A 17952-nucleotide genomic window follows, 5' to 3' on the forward strand; every position below is an offset into this window, starting at 1 on the left:
GTGACAAACACCGAACGAAACCTCCATTCCGTCCGCCGGCGCTGCAGGACTGTGACTCAGTCGGAAAGGAACTGCAACCTTTCGTAGAGTCTTCCAAAGCGCTTTGGTGATTTCGATCTCGCCACTGAATTGATCCGGAGTCAAGAGAAAGCCAAATTAATCGACTTAATTTCTGCGGTCGAGTGCCGGCGAAAGTGCGCTGCAGCACAGTTTTCTGGCGGTGCAGCAGCAAATTCGGCTTCAAACCGGTCCGAACCGTGCGTATGGTCATCGCGCTCGGCAAGGCGATTCATAGCGGCCAGCTCGATTCAGATTAAAAGCGCTTTGAGGTTTGGAGGCCTCCGGTGAACCTCAAGCAGCTCTCCCACATGCTGGCGCTTTCGCAGACTACGGTGAGCCGCGCATTGAACGGGTACCCGGAAGTCAACGAGGAAACGCGCCGGCGGGTGGTCGATGCCGCCAAGCGTCACGGCTATCGCCCCAATCCGAGCGCCCGCCGGCTGGCGACCGGCAAGACGGGCATGATCGGCTATGTGCTGCCGACGGGGACGACGGTCGACATCGACCCGCATTTCGTCGAGTTCCTGTCCGGCCTCGGCGACTATGCGCGTTCGCACGAGCTCGACCTGGTGCTGTCACCGGCCGATGTCGACGACCAGGAGACGACGTACCGCCGCATTGTCGCCAACCGGCAGGTCGACGCGGTCTATATCTCCTCGCCGAGGCCGGCCGACCGGCGGGTGGCACTCGTCAATACGCTCGGCATTCCCTTCATCGTCCATGGCCGCAGCGAAGGCTTCGATTTCGACTATCCCTTCACCGACATCGACAATGAGGGCGCCTTCCACGAGGCGGCGCGGCTACTCGTTCAGCTCGGTCACAGGCGTCTGGCGCTGATCAATGGCGACGATCGCGAGACCTTCGCCATTCATCGCGAGCGCGGCGTGCGCCGCGCGCTTGCGGCGAGCGGCCTGGTGCTTCGTGATCAGCATGTCTGTTCGCTGACCATGACCGAGGAGAACGGCTATCGCGCTGCCAGGCGCTTGCTGGAACAAAGCGACGCGCCGACGGCGATCGCCTGCTCCAGCCTGATCATGGCGCTCGGCGTGGTGCGCGCGGTACGCGATCTCGGCCTGACTATTCCGGGCGACCTGTCGCTGATCGCCCATGACGACGTCTTTCCGTGGCTGAAGCCGGAAAATTTTTCGGTGCCGCTGTCGACGACACGTTCGTCGATCCGCCTGGCCGGCGCACGCGTCGCCGAACGGCTGGCGGCGCGGATTTCCGGCCTGGAGGAGGGCGCTCGCGGCGAGGTCTGGCCGGTCGATCTCGTGGTCAGGGGATCGGTCGCCGGCGCACCTGCCTAGGGGCATAACTCAATCACTCTGAACGACCAAGGTCGACTCTTGGCGGCTGTTGGCCAGCACCAGCGGGTGCGTCCTGGTCTCAGGCCGCGGATTTGAGGTGATCGATGAAGGCGCGCAGCTTCGGCAGGACTTGGCGCTTGCCGGGATGATAGAGGAAGACACCCGGCGTCGTCGTGGCGATGCTGTCCAGTACCGACTTGAGTTTTCCTTCGGCTATCAGACCTTCGGCGAGTGGTCGCGGTGTCTGCGCCAGCCCGACGCCCCGCAACGCAGCCCCGACCAACGTCGAATAGTCGTGCGCGATCAGCGGGCCTGAGACGACCGCTTCGATCGCGCCGTTGCCGTCGATGAACGACCAGGGCGCGATGCTGCCATTCGAGCGGCGCAAGCGTAAGCAGGCGTGGTGGCGCAAGTCGTCGACACGCTCGGGACGGCCGTGGCGCTCAAGATAGTCAGGGCTGCCGACGACCACGAACGAGAACGGCGCTGTCAGCCGCACCGCGACCATGTCGGCGGCGATGAGCTGGCCGAGGCGGATGCCGGCATCGAACCCGCCGGTCGCGAGATCGACCATCTGGTCGCTCACGGCGATCTCCAGTTCGATCTCAGGATAGGCTTGGCAGAACGACGCGATCAGCGGCTCCAGCATCAGCGGCACGATAGCGCGGGGCACAGACAGGCGCAGCAGACCGGTCGGCCGCTGGCCGATATCGCGGGCGGCCTCGCCGGCCGCGACAAGCTCTTCGAATGCCGGGCCGGCACGGTCGAGGAATCGCTGGCCAGGCTCGGTTAAACCAACGCTCCGCGTCGTGCGGACGAACAGCGCCGTGCCCAGACGGGCTTCCAGCGCGCGCACCGCTTGGCTCACGGCGGATGGCGTCACGCCGAGATCGGCGGCGGCACGGCGGAAGCTGAGGCGCCTGGCGACGGCCAGGAACGCCTCGACGCCCTCCAGCGCACCATGTCGGACTGTGTAGTTCTGCTTCATAGGTTGTTGTGATTACACCGGATAGTCGAATTGCGGTAGCGGGCTTAAAGCCGCGTGAATCAACTGTTGAGGAAGCCAAATGTCCACGGAAATGGTATTCCAAACCCACCTTGTTCTCGGCTACGTCGCGTGGCTGCTTTGCTTCGGCGCGTACGGTTTGCCGTGGCTCAGGTCGATGGACCGGGTCGCGGCGCAACGCGCCATCGCCACGCTGCACAGCTTCCGCTTCTTCGGGCTCGTCTTCCTGGTTCCAGGTGTCGTAAGCCCCAATCTGCCCACCGACTTCGCCGTATTCGCCGCCTACGGCGATTTCGCGACTGGCGTGCTGGCCATGCTGGCGCTGCTCACGGTGAGGATACGCCCGCTCTTCTGGCCGTTGGTCGTCGCCTTCAATGTCGCGGGGACGGCCGACCTCATCGTCGACTATTACCACGCCATTCAGATCGGCCTTCCTGCACGCGCAGGCGAACTGGGCGCCACCTACGCGATCCCGATCATCTACGTACCGCTGCTGATGATAACGCACATCGCCGCATTCTATTTTCTCCTACGTCCTCAGCAAAACGCGACCTGAGCGGGCTATTCCTTCGCCGCTTCGGCCGCCTTGGTGTCCAGCAGGCCAAAGCCGAAATCATTGTCCCGCCCCTTGGGGCCGAGATCCCTGGCGGTGGCGGCAAGTGCTTTCTCGACCCAGTCGGCCGAACGGTCGGGTGCGGCATGGAACAGGTTGGCGACGGCGCCGGTCACGATCGCCGCTGCAAACGAAGTCCCCGTCACCACGTCCGAGCCGGCGCCGCTTGGCGCTACCATCTCGACGCCGGGAGCGGAGATGAAGACGTAGGCGCCGCGATTGGCCTGCGGCATCAGCCCGTCCTTGGCATCGGTGGCCGTCACCGCGATCACGCCGACGAAGGCGGCCGGATAACCGTAGGGCGCCTTCGGCCCATTATTGCCCGCGGCCGCAACCAGCACGATGCCAAGCGCGCGCGCATTGCGGCAGGCGATGCCGAGCAGGTCGTTCTTCGGGCCGACGAAGCTCATATTGATGATGCGGACATCCTGCTCCGCCGCCCAGTCGAGCGCCGAAAGGATGACGTCCATGGTCGACTTGCCGCCCTCGAAGGCGCGGGCATGATAGATCCTGGCGCCCGGCGCCATACCTTTGAACGCGCCGTTACCGGCGATCAATCCGTCGACCGAGGTGCCGTGGTCGCGCGCCGTGATCGGCACATCGGGCATGGCATCGAACTGCCCGGCAATGACGCCGGAGAGCGCCGGATTGCCGTCATCGATGCCGGTGTCGATGACGCCGACGCGCACATTCTCGCCGCTGGCTTTGTCGGCATCGAGCGCGATGCGCTCGAACGCATAATTGACGATGCTGGCCGCCTGCTGCAGCGAGTAGACATGGTTGGCCTCACGCCGCAAAGTACGGCCGTCGGCGGCAAGCTGCGCCAGCACGACGTCGACCGGGCGGCCATCGGGAATACCGAAGCGCACCAGTGTGTTGCCGAGCAGCCGCGACTGCCGCTGCGAGCGTATCTCGAGGCCGAACGAGGCCGCGATCTGCTGGACCGCGCCGGCATCGCCATTGACCGTGACCAGCACCTCGTCGGGCACGAAATCGCCGATCACGGCGCGCGGCGGCTCGGTTGCCACAAGATCGGTGGGTGCTACGACCGGACCGCCCGGCGCGGCAGCCTGTATTGCCGGCGCGACGGCGGGTGGGGTTGCAGTATTGCCAGGAGGTATAGGCGCCTCGGTGACTACGGCAGGATTGGGGAACAGGTCGACAATCAAGTCCGGAAGAAACACCGCGCCCGTTATTCCAGGAGCCAGCGCTTTGCCGCCATCCTTCACGGCGCCGCCATCCTTGGCGCAGTCGGCGTTGGCAGCATTTCCCCGGTTCAGGCAGTCGATCTCAGCCTGGGTGAGGTTCGGGTCATTGGTCTGCGCCATTGCGGACGCGGCGAAGATTGTCATCGCTGCCGTCAATCGAATGACCGCCTTAGCCGCCATCAGCCGGTTTCCTTCCCTCCAGCGCAGCTTCGGTGAAAGGCTGGGCGGCAATAAGGCCAAGCAGCTTCTGATAGTCGGCGGCGGTCTTGGCCGGAACGCCGAGGCGGAAGACGCCGTCGGCGGTCGGCCCGCCGGCGATCTTCAACTGGTTCTGATCGAGAAAAGCGATGATGTCGGACAGCTTCGCATCCGGTTTGAACTTCACAAGGGCAAACGGCATTTTGGCCAGATCGTCCTCCGATCCGGCAATCTCGAAATCGCCACCTCTGTTGCCGGTCTGCACAAAGGATTGCGCGACGACCAGGGCCAGCAGCACCGCGGCCGCGGCCCAGGCGACGCCGACCGGCACCGCCATGAAGCGGCTCCAGGCTTGCGCCAGCCAGGACGATGCCGCAGGCGCGCGGGACGGGCCGGCCTCGGCGTCGAGCGCCTTGGCAAAGCGGCTGAGCGCATCGGCCGGCGGGCGGATTGCCTCGTTTGCGGCAGCGGTGCCGGAGAATTCGGCCTCGGCCTCGCCTAGTGCGGCCATGGCCGCCGGATCGCTCGCCAGCCATTCCTCGATGGCTTCGAGCTCGGTGCCCTCCAGCGAGCCGTTCAGATAAAACGGCAGCAGCATTTCCATTTCGTCGCGGCGTGACATTTTTTCAGCGGCGCTCATGGCCACCCCCTGTCGTAACCGGCGGCCTTGAGGGCTTCGCCGAGTTTCTTGCGGGCGTAGAACATCCTGGTCTTGACCGTTGCGACCGGGATGCCGAGTACCTCGCCGATCTCGCTCACCGATTGCCCGTGATAATAGGCAAGGTCGATCACCGTGCGGTGCTCTTCCGGCATGGCATCGATAAAGCGTCGCAAGGCGGCGGCCTTGTCTTCCTTCATCGTCACGACTTCCGGCGTGTCGGCGCCGTCGGCGACCTGGGCCGCGTCATCGTCGTCGATCCAGTCTTCCTTCTTCTTGCGCAGCAGGGACAGCGCCTTGAAGCGGGCAATGCCGAGCAGCCATGTCGAGACCTCCGAGCGCCCCTCGAAGGCCGGTGCCTGCCGCCAGAGTTCGAGGAACACCTCGTTCGCGATATCGTCGGCCATCAGTTCCGATCCCGTCTGGCGTGCCACGAAGCGGTAGACCCGCGCGTGGTGGCGCATGAACAGGAGCCGCACGGCGGCACGGTCACCTTTCGCGACCCGCTCGACAAGCGCGCGATCGGTCTCCGCGGCCGTCATCGCCGGTCGAGCCGCCTGGCTCCTGCCTGCTCTGTCGCTGATCGGCCCAAAAAGGTTCACCGCATCCGCCCGTATATTTGCGGAGGCTAACTGAAGAGCGGGAGCGTTGCCAGAGGGAGAAGAGGGCGCGCTCAACTCAGGAACGGCTCGGCCTTCATCGTCGCCGGCACCGGCACGCCGAGGCGCACAAGCACCGTCGGCGCGAGCTGCAGCTGATCGAGCAGCGTATTGGCTTCCGGACCCTCGCCGGATCCGAAGTAGTAAAGTGCGAAATCCTGCATCTCCTCGTCGTGGCCGCCATGATGGCCGCGATCGGTCTGGCCATGATCGGCGGTGACGATCACCTCGTAGCCGGCTTCCCGCCAGCGCGGCAGAAAGCCGGCGAGCATGGCGTCCATTGCATAGACGGCATGATCCATCTCGTGGCAGTCATGGCCGAAGCGGTGGCCCATCGAGTCCAGCGTGCAGCTGTGCAGGATGCCGTAGTCGATGCCGTAGCGCCTGGTCAGCATGGTCAACGTCGCGAACAGGTCGACGTCGCTCGGCGTCATCTGGTTCCTGGCATTGTAGCCGGTCATGGTGTGGAACCGGCCATGGCTGATCGGCCTGCCCGGCTGGTCGAACTCCATGTCCTCGACCAGGTCGAACGGATAGGCCCGAAAGAATTCGGACCAGTAGGAGTGGGTGACCGCACCGGTCTTGCCGCCGGCCCTGCTGACTTCGGAAAAGATGTCCGGCTGTTCGACGCGAAACCGGTTCTCGTTCGACAGGATGCCGTGCACTTGAGGCGGCACGCCGGTGTGGATCGAGGCATAGCAGGATGCCGAGGTCGACGGCAGCACGGAGCGCATCTTCCACACGCGGGCTTCGCCTGATTGCACCCAGCCTTCGAGATTGCCCATCAGCCGTCGCCAGTTCCGGTAAGGCACGCCGTCGAGGATGATGAGCAATAGTTTTGTGTTGAGCGCCAAGGGCGCCTCCATGCGGCTTAATCGGAAAAGTCAGGGCGGGCCTGCCGTTCAATCCACGCCCGGACAGGATCGTCGGGCGCAAAGGGCGGCCCGCTAGTTCCCCGCGCTGGCCATGCGCCGTCCCTTGATCGCTTTCTCTAGCCAGCCGATCTCCATTTCTGGCACCGACGATAGCAAAAGATCGGTGTAGGCATCGAAGGGTGGCGTCAGCACGGTGCTCTTGGCGCCGTAGCGCACCACTTCGCCGCGATACATCACGGCGATTGAATCGGCGATCGACTTGACCGTGGCCAGGTCGTGGGTGATGAACAGATAGGCGACGTTTTCCTCTTTCTGCAGCCCGAGGAGCAGCTCCAGTATGCCGTGGGCGACCAGCGGATCGAGCGCCGAGGTCACCTCGTCGCAGATGATCAGCTTCGGCTTTGCGGCGAGCGAGCGGGCGATGCAGACGCGCTGCTTCTGGCCGCCCGAAAGCTCGGCCGGATAGCGGTCGACATAGCCTTTGCCCATTTCGATCTTGTCGAGCAGTTCCGCGACACGGGCGTCACGTTGCCTTCCGCGCAGACCGAAATAGAATTCCAGCGGCCGGCCGATGATGGTGCCGACCGTCTGGCGCGGGTTCATCGCCACGTCGGCCATCTGGTAGATCATCTGCAGTTGGCGAAGATCCTCTTTCGGCCGGTCGGCAAGCCGGTTGGCGAGCGGCCGTCCGTCGAAGGTGACGGTGCCTTGTTCGGGCGGCAAGAGGCCGGTGATGGCGCGCGCCAGTGTCGATTTGCCGGAGCCGGACTCGCCGACCACCGCCAGCGTCTGGCCGGGGAAAATATCGATCGAGACGTTCTTCAGCACCTTGATGTGACTGCGGCCATAGGCGGCGGTGATGTTCTTGACCGACAGGAACGGGCTCGTGCCAGGCTTCTGCTCCTGGTGTTCGATCTCATGCACCGAAACCAGCGCGTTGGTGTATTCCTGGCGCGGCTCCTTGATGATCTGGCGGGTGCCGCCCCATTCGACCAGCCGGCCGTGGCGCAGCACCATGATCTCGTCCGAGACCTGGGCGACGACGGCAAGGTCGTGAGTGATGTAGAGCGCCGCGACATGCGTGTCGCGGATGGCATCCTTGATCGCCGCCAAGACGTCGATCTGCGTCGTCACGTCGAGCGCCGTGGTCGGCTCGTCGAAGACGATCAGGTCGGGTTCCGAGCACAGCGCCATTGCCGTCATCACGCGCTGCAGCTGACCGCCCGAGACCTGGTGGGGGAAGCGCTCGCCGATGCTTTCGGGGTTCGGCAGGCTGAGCTTCTTGAACAGCGCCACGGCGCGCTTTTCGGCTTCGGCCCGCGTCGCCGTGCCGTGCAGGAGTGCTGCCTCGACCACCTGGTCCATCAGCCTGTGCGCCGGATTGAAGGCGGCTGCCGCCGATTGCGCGACATAGCAGACCTCGCGGCCGCGCAATTTGCGAAATCCTTCGTTGCCGCCCTTCAGGATGTCGCGGCCATTGAGGATGACCTCGCCGCCGGTGATGCGCACGCCGCCGCGGCCGTAGCCCATCGACGACAGGCCGATGGTCGATTTGCCGGCGCCGGACTCGCCGATCAGGCCAAGCACCTTGCCCTTCTCCAGCGTCAGCGAGACATCGTGCACCAGCACGATGTTCTTCGGCGCCTCACCCGGCGGGTATACCGTGGCCTCGATGCGCAGATTGCGAATGTCGAGCAGCACGCCGGACTTCGGTTGCCCGGGCTTCGGTTGCCCGGGCTTCGGTTGCTTGTCAGCCATTACCCGCGTCCTCCCTTCAGGCTTGTCGTGCGGTTGAGCACCCAGTCGGCGACGAGATTGACGGAAATCGCCAGCGCTGCGATCGCCGCCGCCGGAATGAGGGCGGCGCCTATGCCGAAGACGATGCCGTCCTTGTTTTCCTTGACCATGCCGCCCCAATCGGCGCTAGGCGGCTGCACGCCAAGGCCGAGGAAGGACAGCGTCGACAGGAACAGTACGGCATAGATGAAGCGCAGGCCGAGTTCCGAAACCAGCGGCGACAGCGCATTGGGCAGGATCTCGCGGAAGATGATCCAGCCGCTGCCTTCGCCGCGCAATTTGGCCGCCTCGACATAATCCATGACGTTGATGTCGACGGCGACCGCCCTCGACAGGCGGTAGACGCGGGTCGAATCCAGAACGCCCATGACCAGGATCAGCGTCACCAGATTGGATGGCAGCACCGACAGCACGACAAGGGCCATGATCAATGTCGGGATCGACATCAGGAGATCGACGAGACGCGACAGAAGCGTGTCGAACCAGCCGCCGAACACCGCGGCCGAGAAGCCGAGGATGGCACCGAGCGAGAACGACAGCGCGGTCGCCAGCACCGCGATGAACAGGGTGATTCGGGCGCCGTAGATCATGCGCGACATCAGATCGCGGCCGAGATTGTCGGTGCCCAGCCAATGCGCCGCCGACATCGGTTCCCAAGGGACGTCGCTGACGATCTCGGCATTGCCATGCGGCGCGATCCACGGCGCAAAAATTGCTGCCAGCACGAACAGCGCCGTCAGCACGATGCCGACCAATGCCGGGATGGGGATGCGTTTGATGACGAGCATACCCGCCCCCCTCATTTCGGATGTCTGAGGCGCGGATTGGCGATGATCGCCGCTATGTCCGCGATGATGTTCAGGCTGATGTAGACGGCGGCGAAGATCAGCCCGACCGCCTGCACCACCGGCACGTCACGCTTGGTGACGTGGTCGACGAGGTATTGGCCCATGCCTGGATAGACAAAGATAACTTCGACCACGACGACGCCGACGATCAGGTAAGCGAGATTGAGCATCACGACGTTGATGATCGGCGCAATGGCATTGGGGAAGGCATGCCTGCGGATGACCGCGAAGGCCGAAAGCCCCTTGAGTTCGGCGGTTTCGACATAGGCCGACTGCATGACATTGAGGATCGCGGCGCGCGTCATGCGCATCATATGGGCTAGCACCACCAGGGTCAGCGCCGCCGCCGGCAGTGCGATGGCCTGAATGCGTTCGCCGAAAGGCATCCCGTCATAGACAGTGGAAATGGCGGGAAACCATTGATGTTGCACCGCGAAGAAAAAGACGAGCACATAGCCGACGAAGAATTCCGGGAAGGACGTCGAGGCCAGCGCCAGTCCCGAGATCAGCTTGTCGACCCAGCCATTGCGGTAGCGCACCGCGATCAGCCCGAGGATGATCGCCAGCGGCACCGCGACGACCGCCGCCCAGAAGGCGAGGAACAGCGTGTTCCACAGCCTTCCCTTGATAGAGGTTGCGATATCCTGACCGCTCGACATCGCCGTGCCGAGATCACCGGTCAGAATGCCGCCGAGCCAGCGAAAATAACGGATGTAAGCGGGATCATGGAGGCCGAGCTGCTCGCGCAGATTGGCGAGCGACTCCGGTGTCGCCGACTGTCCTAGGATGGCTTGCGCGACGTCGCCGGGCAGGATCTGGGTGCCGGCGAAGATCAGGACCGAAACGGCCAACAGCAGCAGAATGCCCAGCGCAATGCGCTGGGCCACCAGTTTCACGATGGGTGAGGACATATCCGCAAGGCCGGGCTCAGGCTTCGAGCCAGCACTTCGCCAGAGCATATCCGTTCATCAACTCCTGATGCGGATCATCCACCCACCCGGCAACCTTGGCGCCCGTCGCGTCGATAAACTGATTGAACATCGGCAGGATCAGGCCGCCCTCGTCGCGCACCATCACAGCCATGTCGTGGTACATTGCCTTGCGCTTGGCCTCGTCGAGCTCGGCGCGAGCCGCCAGCACCATCTTGTCGAAATCCGGACGCTTGAACCGTGTGTCGTTCCAGTCGGCCGTCGACAGATAGGCAGTCGAGTACATCTGGTCCTGCGTCGACCGGCCGCCCCAGTAGGAGGCGCAGAAGGGCTGCTTGTTCCAGACTTCCGACCAATAGCCGTCGCCCGGCTCGCGCTTGATCTCCAGCGTGATGCCGGCCTTGGCAGCACTCTGCTGGAACAGCTGTGCAGCATCGACGGCACCGGGGAAGGCGACGTCCGACGTCCGGAGCAGGACGGCACCGTCATGGCCCGACTTCTTGTAGTGGAACTTGGCCTTGTCGGGATCGTATTTGCGCTGCTCGATTTCGGTGAATAGCGGGTACGATGCATTGATCGGGAAGTCGTTGCCGAGCGAGCCATAGCCACGCAGCACCTTGTTCAGCATCTCCTCGCGGTCGATCGCCAGCTTCAACGCCATCCGCAAATCGTTGTTGTCGAACGGCGCGGTGTTGCAGTGCATGATGAAGACGTAGTGGCCGGGTCCCGAATGGTTGCGGATGGTGACGCCGGGCACGCGCTTGATCAGATCGACGATCTTCGGCTCGACGCGGTTGATCATGTGGACCTGGCCGCCCTGCAGGGCGGCCGTGCGCGCCGTGGCGTCGTTGATGACGATGATCTCTATCTGGTCGGCATGGCCCATCTTGTCGCCCTGCCAATAATTGGCGAAGCGCTCGCCGCCATGGCGCACGCCGGGCTCGTTGGTGGTGACCTTGTAAGGACCCGCCGAGATGCCGGCATCGGCCTTGTCCTTGCCGCCATTCGGCTGAATGATCAGGTGATAGTCGCTAAGCAGGTAGGGCAGGTCGGCATTCGGCTCCTTCAGCGTCAGCACCACTTCCTTGCCGCTGGCCTTGATGCTCTCGATGCCTTTCATATAACCGAGCGCACCGGACTTTGACTTCTCGTCCGAATGGCGTTCGAGGGTGGCGGCCACGTCCTCTGCGGTCACCTTCTTGCCGTTGTGGAACTCGACGCCATCGCGGATCTTCAGCGTCCAGGTCTTGGCGTCGTCCGACGAGCCGATCTCCTCGGCGATGCGGTTCTCGAGCTTGCCTTCGGGAGACAGTTCGACGATCAGTTCGCCCCACATCTTGCCGAAGGCGAACGGCACCTGCGTCATAAACAGCGCCGGATCGAGGCTGTTGGTGGACTCGCCACCGACCAGGCCGGCCTTGAGCGTGCCGCCCTTGACCGGACCCGCCGCGCGGGAAGCGCTGGATAGCAGCGAATTGGCGATGGTTGCGGTGACGCCAAGCGCTGCTGCCCGGCCGAGAAAATCGCGACGGCTCAGCTTGCCGGACGCAACGCGCCGGCTCAGATATTCCAGTTCGTTCGACATGTTGAGTTCCTCACTCTGCTGGTCCGACCTTATGGTCGTTTTTCTCATTTCTATCGGGAGAATAATGACCGTAAGGGAAAGCGGTAAGCAAGACCGAATGCGACATGCCGTGGCGTAAATCGTGCGTCGCAATTGGACCAATCGCTATAAGCGCTCAAAGCAGTGCGCGCGGGATTTTCTCCTCGAAGTTGCGCTCGAAGACCAGTTTTTCGCCTTCGTAGGCTTCGATTCTGGCGCTAACCACGAAGCTTTGCGCGTCGGACCGCATTTCGGCGAAGGTTTCGGTGCGCACCGACCATCCATTTCGCGACAGCGTCTGGGTCCAATGCGTCTTGCCCGAGGCTGACAGCGGATTGTCGGGATGGATCGCCCATGTCTCTCTGGCGATGCTGCCATTGGCGAGGCCATGCTCCAGGTCGCGCACCTCACCGAAATCGTCGACGATGGAAAGCGTAATCATTCCGGTCTTTTCGTCGCGATCGACATGACGCTCGGAATTGGCGGGCCGAAGCGTCTCCGTTGCCCAGGGCGCAGCACCTTCGGGAGCGGGGAAGGTGACCTCGTCGCCTGTCGCCGGCGGGCGTACCGGCAGCATCAATGTCGCGGCCGACAATTCGAGCCGGACCGGCTCCGGCGACGGCCAGATCATCGGCCAGTAGGCGTTCGAAACGGCAACGCGCAAGCGATGGCCGGCCGGCACGCGATAGGCGCATTGGTCGAGCACCACCCGGGCGCTGACGGTTTCGCCGGGCACCAGCGCTTCGGGAAATTCGTGCGAGTTGCGATGCGTCAGGTTGAGCACGCCGTACGAGATCAGCTCCGATGCCCCGTCCGGATGGACGTCGCACAGCCGAACCGCGATGTTCGCCTGGCGCCGGTCCGACGAGACGCTGACCACAACTTCGGGAGCACCGACAATGTCGACCGTTTCGGTCAGCACCGGCTGGTCGAAGCACACCGACAGCGCATCGTCGGGGCGCTGGTCACCCGGCAGTTCCGGGCCGAAGGTGAAGGGGAAATATTCGCCGCCGGCGAGGCCGCAGCTTTGCGGCGAAGCGACGATAGCGTGGTTGCCTTCAGCGATAAGCTCAACCTCTTGCGTCTTGATGTTGGGTGACGGCCATTCCGATTCAGCGACCCAGCGGCCCGGCCGCTCGGGATGCCAGCGTGCCGGACGCACGCTGTCCATGACATAGGCGCGGTAGGCGGGGTCGGCCTCGACGCCGGTGTCGATGTCCTTCAGCCAGCGGTCCCACCAGCGCAAGGCCTCCTGCAGGAAGCCGATGCGCGGTTCGGGCGCGGCGTAATGCGGGTATTTGTGGATCCACGGGCCGACGATGCCCTTGACCGGCGCCTCGATATTGACGGCGAGATGGGAAATCGTATTGCGATAGCCATCATGCCAGCCGCCGATCGACAGCACCGCGGCATGGATGGCGGAATAGTCCTCGCAGATCGAGCCGCGCCTCCAATAGGCGTCGCGATGCTGGTGCTTCAGCCACAGCGGTGCCAGGAATGGCTGGTTCTCCAGCCTGGTCAGCCACAGGTCGCGCCATCTGTTGTCGCCGGCCAGCAACGGATCCGGCGGCCTTGACGAATAGGACAGCATGGTCGAGGCCCAGCCGAAATTCTCGATCAGCAGGCAGCCGCCCTTGTAGTGGATGTCGTCGGCATAGCGGTCGACCGTCGAACAGAGACTGATGGCCGCCTTCAGCGCCGGCGGCTGCTTAGACGCCACCTGCAGGCAGTTGAAGCCGCCCCACGAAATGCCCATCATGCCGACATTGCCGTTGCACCAGGGCTGGTCCGCCGCCCAGGCGATGACGTCGCAAGCGTCCTGCAATTCCTGCTCGGAATATTCGTCGTCCATCAGCCCTTCGGAATCGCCATTGCCGCGCATGTCGACGCGGATCGAGGCGTAGCCGTGGCCGGCAAAATAGGGATGCGTCAGCTGATCACGATAGATCGTGCCGTCGCGCTTGCGATAGGGCAGGTGTTCGAGGATTGCCGGCACTGGGTCGTCGGCAGCATCGGCCGGCATCCACACCCGCGCCGACAGCCGGCAGCCGTCCGGCATGATGATCCCCATATCCGGAAATTCGACGATCTTTCGGGGGAATTCAGTGACGATTTTCATGCGGGCGAACTCCAGGAGCGCCAGATGATGGAGCCCGTGAGAGCGCGTCATGGGCCAGTCAACGAATTCGGCTGGTCAATCCGCGTCAATTCAGCGGAATGTCGTTTTCGTCCTTGCCGGCCTGATAGGCGCCGGACAATTCGTCATAGCGCGTTGATATTGTGTGGATGCGCGCTTCCAGCCGACCGCGCTCGGGGTCCGGCAGCGAGCGCACCAATTTGCGGATCGAAAAGCTCTTCCAATAGGCATTCTCGGCATTGTAGCCGCCGGGATCGAGGGTGAAGACCTCTTTCAGGATCTTCAAATCGTGCGGGATGTCGAAGCTGTCGCGCGAGTCCTCGTGGCTGAACAGATAGAAGAAATTGTCGAAGCCGGTCCAGGTGATCGCCGACAGACAGAGCGAGCAGGGCTCGTGGGTGGCGAGGAAGATAGCCTCCCTGGTGTCGACGCGCTCGGCTTTCGGCAGTTCGTAGAAGCGCTTCAGGCAGTGCACCTCGCCGTGCCAGAGCGGGTTTTCGGTCTCGTTATTGGTTTCGGCAAGCACCAGCGAGCGGTCGTCCTTGCGCAGGATCGCCGCGCCGAACAACTTGTTGCCATGCGCGACGCCCTCGGCCGTCTTCGGCACGATGTCGTGCTCTATGACATCGAGCAGGCGGTCGATCAGCGAAATGTCGGTCATCACCGGCTCCCATCGGGAAGATGTATCTCGTAGGCGTGCGAGAAATGGCACTCTTCGAGATTGGAGTCGTCGCCGCCACGGTCGACGACCAGGAAGTCCTGCGGCTCGCCGATCGGCGTCAGCACGCCGTGCCACAAATTGCGCGGATAGTTGATGCCTTGCCCGGGCGCGGTGATGAAGGCATGCGGCTCGCCCGGGCCCTCCTCGCCGTCATGGCAGACGACGACCAGGAACGGCCGTGGTGACAGCGGGATGAAGGCCTGGCTGCCAAACGGATGGCGCTCCACCATGGTAAGCTTCAACGGCAGCTCATAGGGCGTGCCACGCACCATCGAGATCAGCACGCGCGCATTCGGCCCTCGTGCTTCCGCGGTGGCGAGGTCATGGTAGCGCTCGGCCTTGCCGCCATTGATCGGATAGTGGTTGTCGCCGCCCATATCGATGACGTCGCCGAATTCGGCGAAATTCTCGCGGGTCAGCGGCCGCGCGACGATGCGGGTCATGGTGTAGGTCTCGCGACGCCGGCGCTGCCAAGCTTGGCGTGGCGGTTGACGTCCTTGTAGAGGAGATAGCGGAATTTGCCTGGCCCGCCGGCATAACAAGCCTGCGGGCAGAAGGCGCGCAGCCACATATAGTCGCCAGCCTCGACCTCGACCCAATCCTGGTTGAGACGATAGACCGCCTTGCCCTCCAGCACATAGAGCCCGTGCTCCATGACATGCGTCTCGGCGAAAGGAATGACCGCGCCCGGCTCGAGCGTGACGATGGTGACATGCATGTCGTGACGCATGTCGGCCGGATCGACGAAGCGCGTGGTCGCCCATCGGCCTTCGGTACCCGGCATCGGCGTCGGCGCGATTTCCTGTTCGTTGACGAAGAACGCTTGCGGCGGCTCGATGCCGTCGACTGCATCATAAGTCTTGCGGATCCAGTGGAAGCGGACGGCGGCGCCGCTTTCATTGTGCACCGTCCACCCACTCGCCGGCGGCAGGAAGGCAAAGCCGCCCGGCATTAAGCTATGTTTCTTGCCGGCAAGCGAAACGCTTAGCTCGCCTTCGACCACGAACAGCGCACCTTCGGCGGCGGCGTCAAGCTCAGGGTGGTCGCTGCCGCCGCCAGGCGCGAGCTCGACGATATATTGCGAAAACGTCTCGGCAAAACCCGACAGCGGCCGCGACAGCACCCAGACGCGTGTCCCATCCCAGAACGGCAAGGCGCTGGTGACGATGTCCTGCATCACGCCCTTGGGGATGACGGCATAGGCCTGTGTGAACACAGCGCGGCCGGTCAGCAATTCGCTCTGGCCGGGATGTCCGCCCTGCGGCGCATAATAGGTTCGCTCGGCCATTTTCATCATATCCATAAATTCAAGCCTGTTGCGGAAGCCAGGGCCTATCGCGGCAGCCAAAGCCTATTGCGGAAGCATGTCCTTGAGACGAAGCAGCGCGATGCGCTCGACCTGTCTGCAGGCGGTTTCGAATTCGACATCGTGGCTGTTGCCAATACGCGCCTCGAACTCGGCCAGGATCTCCCCCTTGGTCTTGCCTTTCACCGCAATAATGAAGGGGAAACCGAAACTGGTGACGTAGGCGGCATTGAGTTTTGCGAACAGCTCGCGCTCCTTGTCGGTCAGCGCGTCGAGGCCGGCCGAAGCCTGTTCCCTCGAGGATTCCGCCGTCAGCCGCTTGGCCTGCGCCAGTTTTCCGGCAAGGTCGGGGTGGGCATTGAGCACGGAAAGCCGCTCGGCCTCGCTTGCCGCGCGAAAGACGCGGCAGAGCGCATTGTGCAGGCCGCCGGCACTGTCATGCGCCGGGCCGAGCTCCAGCTCATAAGCGCGCTCGGCAATCCACGGCGAATGCTCGAACACGCCGCCAAATGTATGGACGAAGGCCTCGAATTCCATTTTCGACGGGCGCAGCGCCGGCAACCGGAACGGATGCGTCTCCTGCCAATGTTTTGCGATGTCGATGCGCCGTGCCAGCCAGACCTTGTCGTGTGATTTGACGTAGTCGATGAAGCGCTTCAGTGCCGCGACCCGGCCCGGCCGGCCGACGAGGCGGCAGTGCAGGCCGATGTTCATCATGCGCGGCCGTCCTGCCTTGCCCTCGGCATAGAGCGTATCGAAACTATCCTTGAGATAGGCAAAGAATTGGTCGCCCGAGTTGAAGCCTTGCGGCGTGGCAAAGCGCATGTCGTTGGCGTCGAGCGTATAGGGGATGACCAGCTGCGGCTTCGCCGACCCGTCCGGTGCCGCATGCTCGAACCAGTAGGGCAGTTCGTCGTCATAGGTGTCCGACACATAATCGAAGCCGCCCTCTTCCGCCGCCAGCCGCACCGTGTTGATCGAGGTGCGGCCGGTGTACCAGCCGGTCGGCCGCGCCCCTGTCACCTCATAATGCAGCCGGATCGCCGCCTCCATGTCGCGGCGCTCGTCTTCTGGCGCATGGTCGCGGTAGTCGATCCATTTCAGCCCGTGCGAAGCGATCTCCCAGCCGGCCTCCTGCATCGCCGCAACCTGGTCGGGCGAACGCGCCAGGGCCGTGGCGACGCCATAGCAGGTGACCGGCACTTGCGCCGCGCTGAATAGGCGCAGCAATCGCCAGAAGCCCGCTCGGGCGCCGTATTCGTAGATCGATTCCATGTTCCAGTGGCGCTGGCCGGGCCAGGGCGCGGCGCCGACGATCTCCGACAGGAAAGCCTCCGAAGCCTTGTCGCCGTGCAGGACGCAATTCTCGCCGCCCTCTTCGTAATTGACGACGAACTGCACCGCGACATGCGCCCCGCCGGGCCATTTCGGATCCGGCGGATTGGCTCCGTAGCCGCGCATGTCTCGTTCGTAACGCATTCTCGCTCCTGCCGGAAATTGTGATCAGGATAGTCGAAAGGAGTGCCTGCGCATTCCCCCGAAATTTTTGAAAGTGTTTTTGTCGCGGTCCGCTCGACCGGGACTTATGCATCGCCTTTAATTGGCGCACAATTCATGAATAGTGTTCGACTGTGCAGGGAATGGAGCAGCCAGTGGCGGAAACGTCGAAAGCCGAAGGCGGGCGCCTGACGACCCACGTCCTCGACACTGCGGCCGGTAAACCGGCGGCCGGTCTGTCGATCGAGCTCTATCATCTTGACGGTCAGGCCCGGACGCATCTGAAAACGGTCGTCACCAATGATGACGGCCGTTGCGATGCTCCGCTGCTTGCCGGCGCGGAATTCCGTACCGGCGAATACGAGCTGGTCTTTGCGGCTGGCGATTATCTGCGCCGGCAAGGGACAAAACTGCCGGAACCGGCCTTCCTCGACCATGTGCCGATCCGCTTCGGTATGGCCGAGCCGATGCACTATCATGTGCCGCTGCTCATGTCGCCTTACGGCTATTCGACTTACCGGGGAAGCTGA

17 protein-coding genes are annotated in these 17952 nt (G+C 63.4%); 3 read left to right on the plus strand and 14 right to left on the minus strand.

Annotated features, from left to right (window positions below; all coding sequences use genetic code 11):
• The first annotated feature begins 344 nt into the window (after positions 1–344).
• On the plus strand, positions 345–1367 hold the full coding sequence (locus NKI29_RS04725) for a substrate-binding domain-containing protein (RefSeq protein ID WP_352568411.1): 1023 nt from the start codon (positions 345–347) through the stop codon (positions 1365–1367).
• Positions 1368–1446: 79 nt separating this feature from the next.
• Here the strand turns inward: NKI29_RS04725 and NKI29_RS04730 are convergent, their stop codons facing one another.
• Entirely contained in the window at positions 1447–2355 is a 909-nt protein-coding gene (locus NKI29_RS04730) for a LysR family transcriptional regulator (protein WP_352568409.1), read from the minus strand.
• Positions 2356–2434: 79 nt separating this feature from the next.
• Here NKI29_RS04730 and NKI29_RS04735 point away from each other — a divergent pair, with 79 nt between their 5' ends.
• Positions 2435–2929 (plus strand): DUF8737 domain-containing protein, encoded by a 495-nt coding sequence (locus NKI29_RS04735; RefSeq protein ID WP_352568407.1) that lies wholly within the window; start codon positions 2435–2437, stop codon positions 2927–2929.
• A gap of 5 nt (positions 2930–2934) precedes the next feature.
• Here the strand turns inward: NKI29_RS04735 and NKI29_RS04740 are convergent, their stop codons facing one another.
• The 13 genes from NKI29_RS04740 to puuE form a co-directional block, all read right to left on the minus strand.
• Positions 2935–4374, minus strand: coding sequence for a S8 family serine peptidase (locus NKI29_RS04740; protein WP_352795605.1), 1440 nt, complete (start codon positions 4372–4374; stop codon positions 2935–2937).
• Positions 4364–5032 carry an anti-sigma factor gene (locus tag NKI29_RS04745; protein WP_352568403.1) on the minus strand — a complete coding sequence of 223 codons (669 nt, stop codon included), beginning with the start codon at positions 5030–5032 and terminating at the stop codon, positions 4364–4366. Before NKI29_RS04745 ends, NKI29_RS04740 begins: the two co-directional genes overlap by 11 nt.
• On the minus strand, positions 5029–5592 hold the full coding sequence (locus tag NKI29_RS04750; protein ID WP_352452243.1) for a sigma-70 family RNA polymerase sigma factor: 564 nt from the start codon (positions 5590–5592) through the stop codon (positions 5029–5031). Before NKI29_RS04750 ends, NKI29_RS04745 begins: the two co-directional genes overlap by 4 nt.
• A 131-nt stretch (positions 5593–5723) precedes the next feature.
• Complete coding sequence (locus NKI29_RS04755; protein ID WP_084641081.1) at positions 5724–6563, minus strand: alkaline phosphatase family protein; 840 nt, start codon at positions 6561–6563, stop codon at positions 5724–5726.
• A 93-nt stretch (positions 6564–6656) separates the two neighbouring features.
• Positions 6657–8342 (minus strand): ABC transporter ATP-binding protein, encoded by a 1686-nt coding sequence (locus tag NKI29_RS04760; RefSeq protein ID WP_023676216.1) that lies wholly within the window; start codon positions 8340–8342, stop codon positions 6657–6659.
• Positions 8342–9169 carry an ABC transporter permease gene (locus NKI29_RS04765; RefSeq protein WP_352568402.1) on the minus strand — a complete coding sequence of 276 codons (828 nt, stop codon included), beginning with the start codon at positions 9167–9169 and terminating at the stop codon, positions 8342–8344. The genes NKI29_RS04760 and NKI29_RS04765 overlap by 1 nt, the downstream gene beginning before the upstream one ends.
• A gap of 11 nt (positions 9170–9180) precedes the next feature.
• Complete coding sequence (locus NKI29_RS04770; RefSeq protein WP_352795607.1) at positions 9181–10140, minus strand: ABC transporter permease; 960 nt, start codon at positions 10138–10140, stop codon at positions 9181–9183.
• A gap of 16 nt (positions 10141–10156) precedes the next feature.
• Positions 10157–11743, minus strand: a complete 1587-nt coding sequence (locus tag NKI29_RS04775) for an ABC transporter substrate-binding protein (RefSeq protein WP_023676219.1) — start codon at positions 11741–11743, stop codon at positions 10157–10159.
• Between the two features lie 154 nt (positions 11744–11897).
• Positions 11898–13880: a CocE/NonD family hydrolase gene (locus NKI29_RS04780; RefSeq protein WP_352568401.1), complete on the minus strand. Its 1983-nt coding sequence runs from the start codon at positions 13878–13880 to the stop codon at positions 11898–11900.
• An 85-nt stretch (positions 13881–13965) separates the two neighbouring features.
• Complete coding sequence (locus NKI29_RS04785; protein ID WP_031211650.1) at positions 13966–14559, minus strand: nucleoside deaminase; 594 nt, start codon at positions 14557–14559, stop codon at positions 13966–13968.
• Positions 14559–15062: an ureidoglycolate lyase gene (locus NKI29_RS04790; RefSeq protein WP_352568400.1), complete on the minus strand. Its 504-nt coding sequence runs from the start codon at positions 15060–15062 to the stop codon at positions 14559–14561. Before NKI29_RS04790 ends, NKI29_RS04785 begins: the two co-directional genes overlap by 1 nt.
• A complete protein-coding gene (locus tag NKI29_RS04795) occupies positions 15059–15907 on the minus strand; it encodes a bifunctional allantoicase/(S)-ureidoglycine aminohydrolase (protein WP_502896636.1) in 849 nt (282 codons plus the stop codon). The genes NKI29_RS04790 and NKI29_RS04795 overlap by 4 nt, the downstream gene beginning before the upstream one ends.
• 63 nt (positions 15908–15970) lie before the next feature.
• Entirely contained in the window at positions 15971–17404 is a 1434-nt protein-coding gene (gene puuE, locus NKI29_RS04800) for an allantoinase PuuE (protein WP_023676222.1), read from the minus strand.
• Between the two features lie 173 nt (positions 17405–17577).
• Here puuE and uraH point away from each other — a divergent pair, with 173 nt between their 5' ends.
• A complete protein-coding gene (gene uraH / locus NKI29_RS04805) occupies positions 17578–17952 on the plus strand; it encodes a hydroxyisourate hydrolase (protein ID WP_352795608.1) in 375 nt (124 codons plus the stop codon).

Source organism: Mesorhizobium sp. M0678 (genome assembly GCF_040320505.1).
In the GTDB taxonomy this organism is placed as follows: Bacteria; Pseudomonadota; Alphaproteobacteria; order Rhizobiales; family Rhizobiaceae; genus Mesorhizobium.

Coding starts and splice junctions, on each gene's coding strand:
- NKI29_RS04775 (WP_023676219.1), bottom strand. CDS start 11,743: ATGTCGAACGAACTGGAATATCTGAGCCGGCGCGTTGCGTCCGGCAAG.
- NKI29_RS04750 (WP_352452243.1), bottom strand. CDS start 5,592: ATGACGGCCGCGGAGACCGATCGCGCGCTTGTCGAGCGGGTCGCGAAA.
- NKI29_RS04740 (WP_352795605.1), bottom strand. CDS start 4,374: ATGGCGGCTAAGGCGGTCATTCGATTGACGGCAGCGATGACAATCTTC.
- NKI29_RS04745 (WP_352568403.1), bottom strand. CDS start 5,032: ATGAGCGCCGCTGAAAAAATGTCACGCCGCGACGAAATGGAAATGCTG.
- NKI29_RS04760 (WP_023676216.1), bottom strand. CDS start 8,342: ATGGCTGACAAGCAACCGAAGCCCGGGCAACCGAAGCCCGGGCAACCG.
- NKI29_RS04785 (WP_031211650.1), bottom strand. CDS start 14,559: ATGACCGACATTTCGCTGATCGACCGCCTGCTCGATGTCATAGAGCAC.
- puuE (WP_023676222.1), bottom strand. CDS start 17,404: ATGCGTTACGAACGAGACATGCGCGGCTACGGAGCCAATCCGCCGGAT.
- NKI29_RS04795 (WP_502896636.1), bottom strand. CDS start 15,907: ATGGCCGAGCGAACCTATTATGCGCCGCAGGGCGGACATCCCGGCCAG.
- NKI29_RS04790 (WP_352568400.1), bottom strand. CDS start 15,062: ATGACCCGCATCGTCGCGCGGCCGCTGACCCGCGAGAATTTCGCCGAA.
- NKI29_RS04735 (WP_352568407.1), top strand. CDS start 2,435: ATGTCCACGGAAATGGTATTCCAAACCCACCTTGTTCTCGGCTACGTC.
- NKI29_RS04730 (WP_352568409.1), bottom strand. CDS start 2,355: ATGAAGCAGAACTACACAGTCCGACATGGTGCGCTGGAGGGCGTCGAG.
- NKI29_RS04770 (WP_352795607.1), bottom strand. CDS start 10,140: ATGTCCTCACCCATCGTGAAACTGGTGGCCCAGCGCATTGCGCTGGGC.
- NKI29_RS04780 (WP_352568401.1), bottom strand. CDS start 13,880: ATGAAAATCGTCACTGAATTCCCCCGAAAGATCGTCGAATTTCCGGAT.
- NKI29_RS04765 (WP_352568402.1), bottom strand. CDS start 9,169: ATGCTCGTCATCAAACGCATCCCCATCCCGGCATTGGTCGGCATCGTG.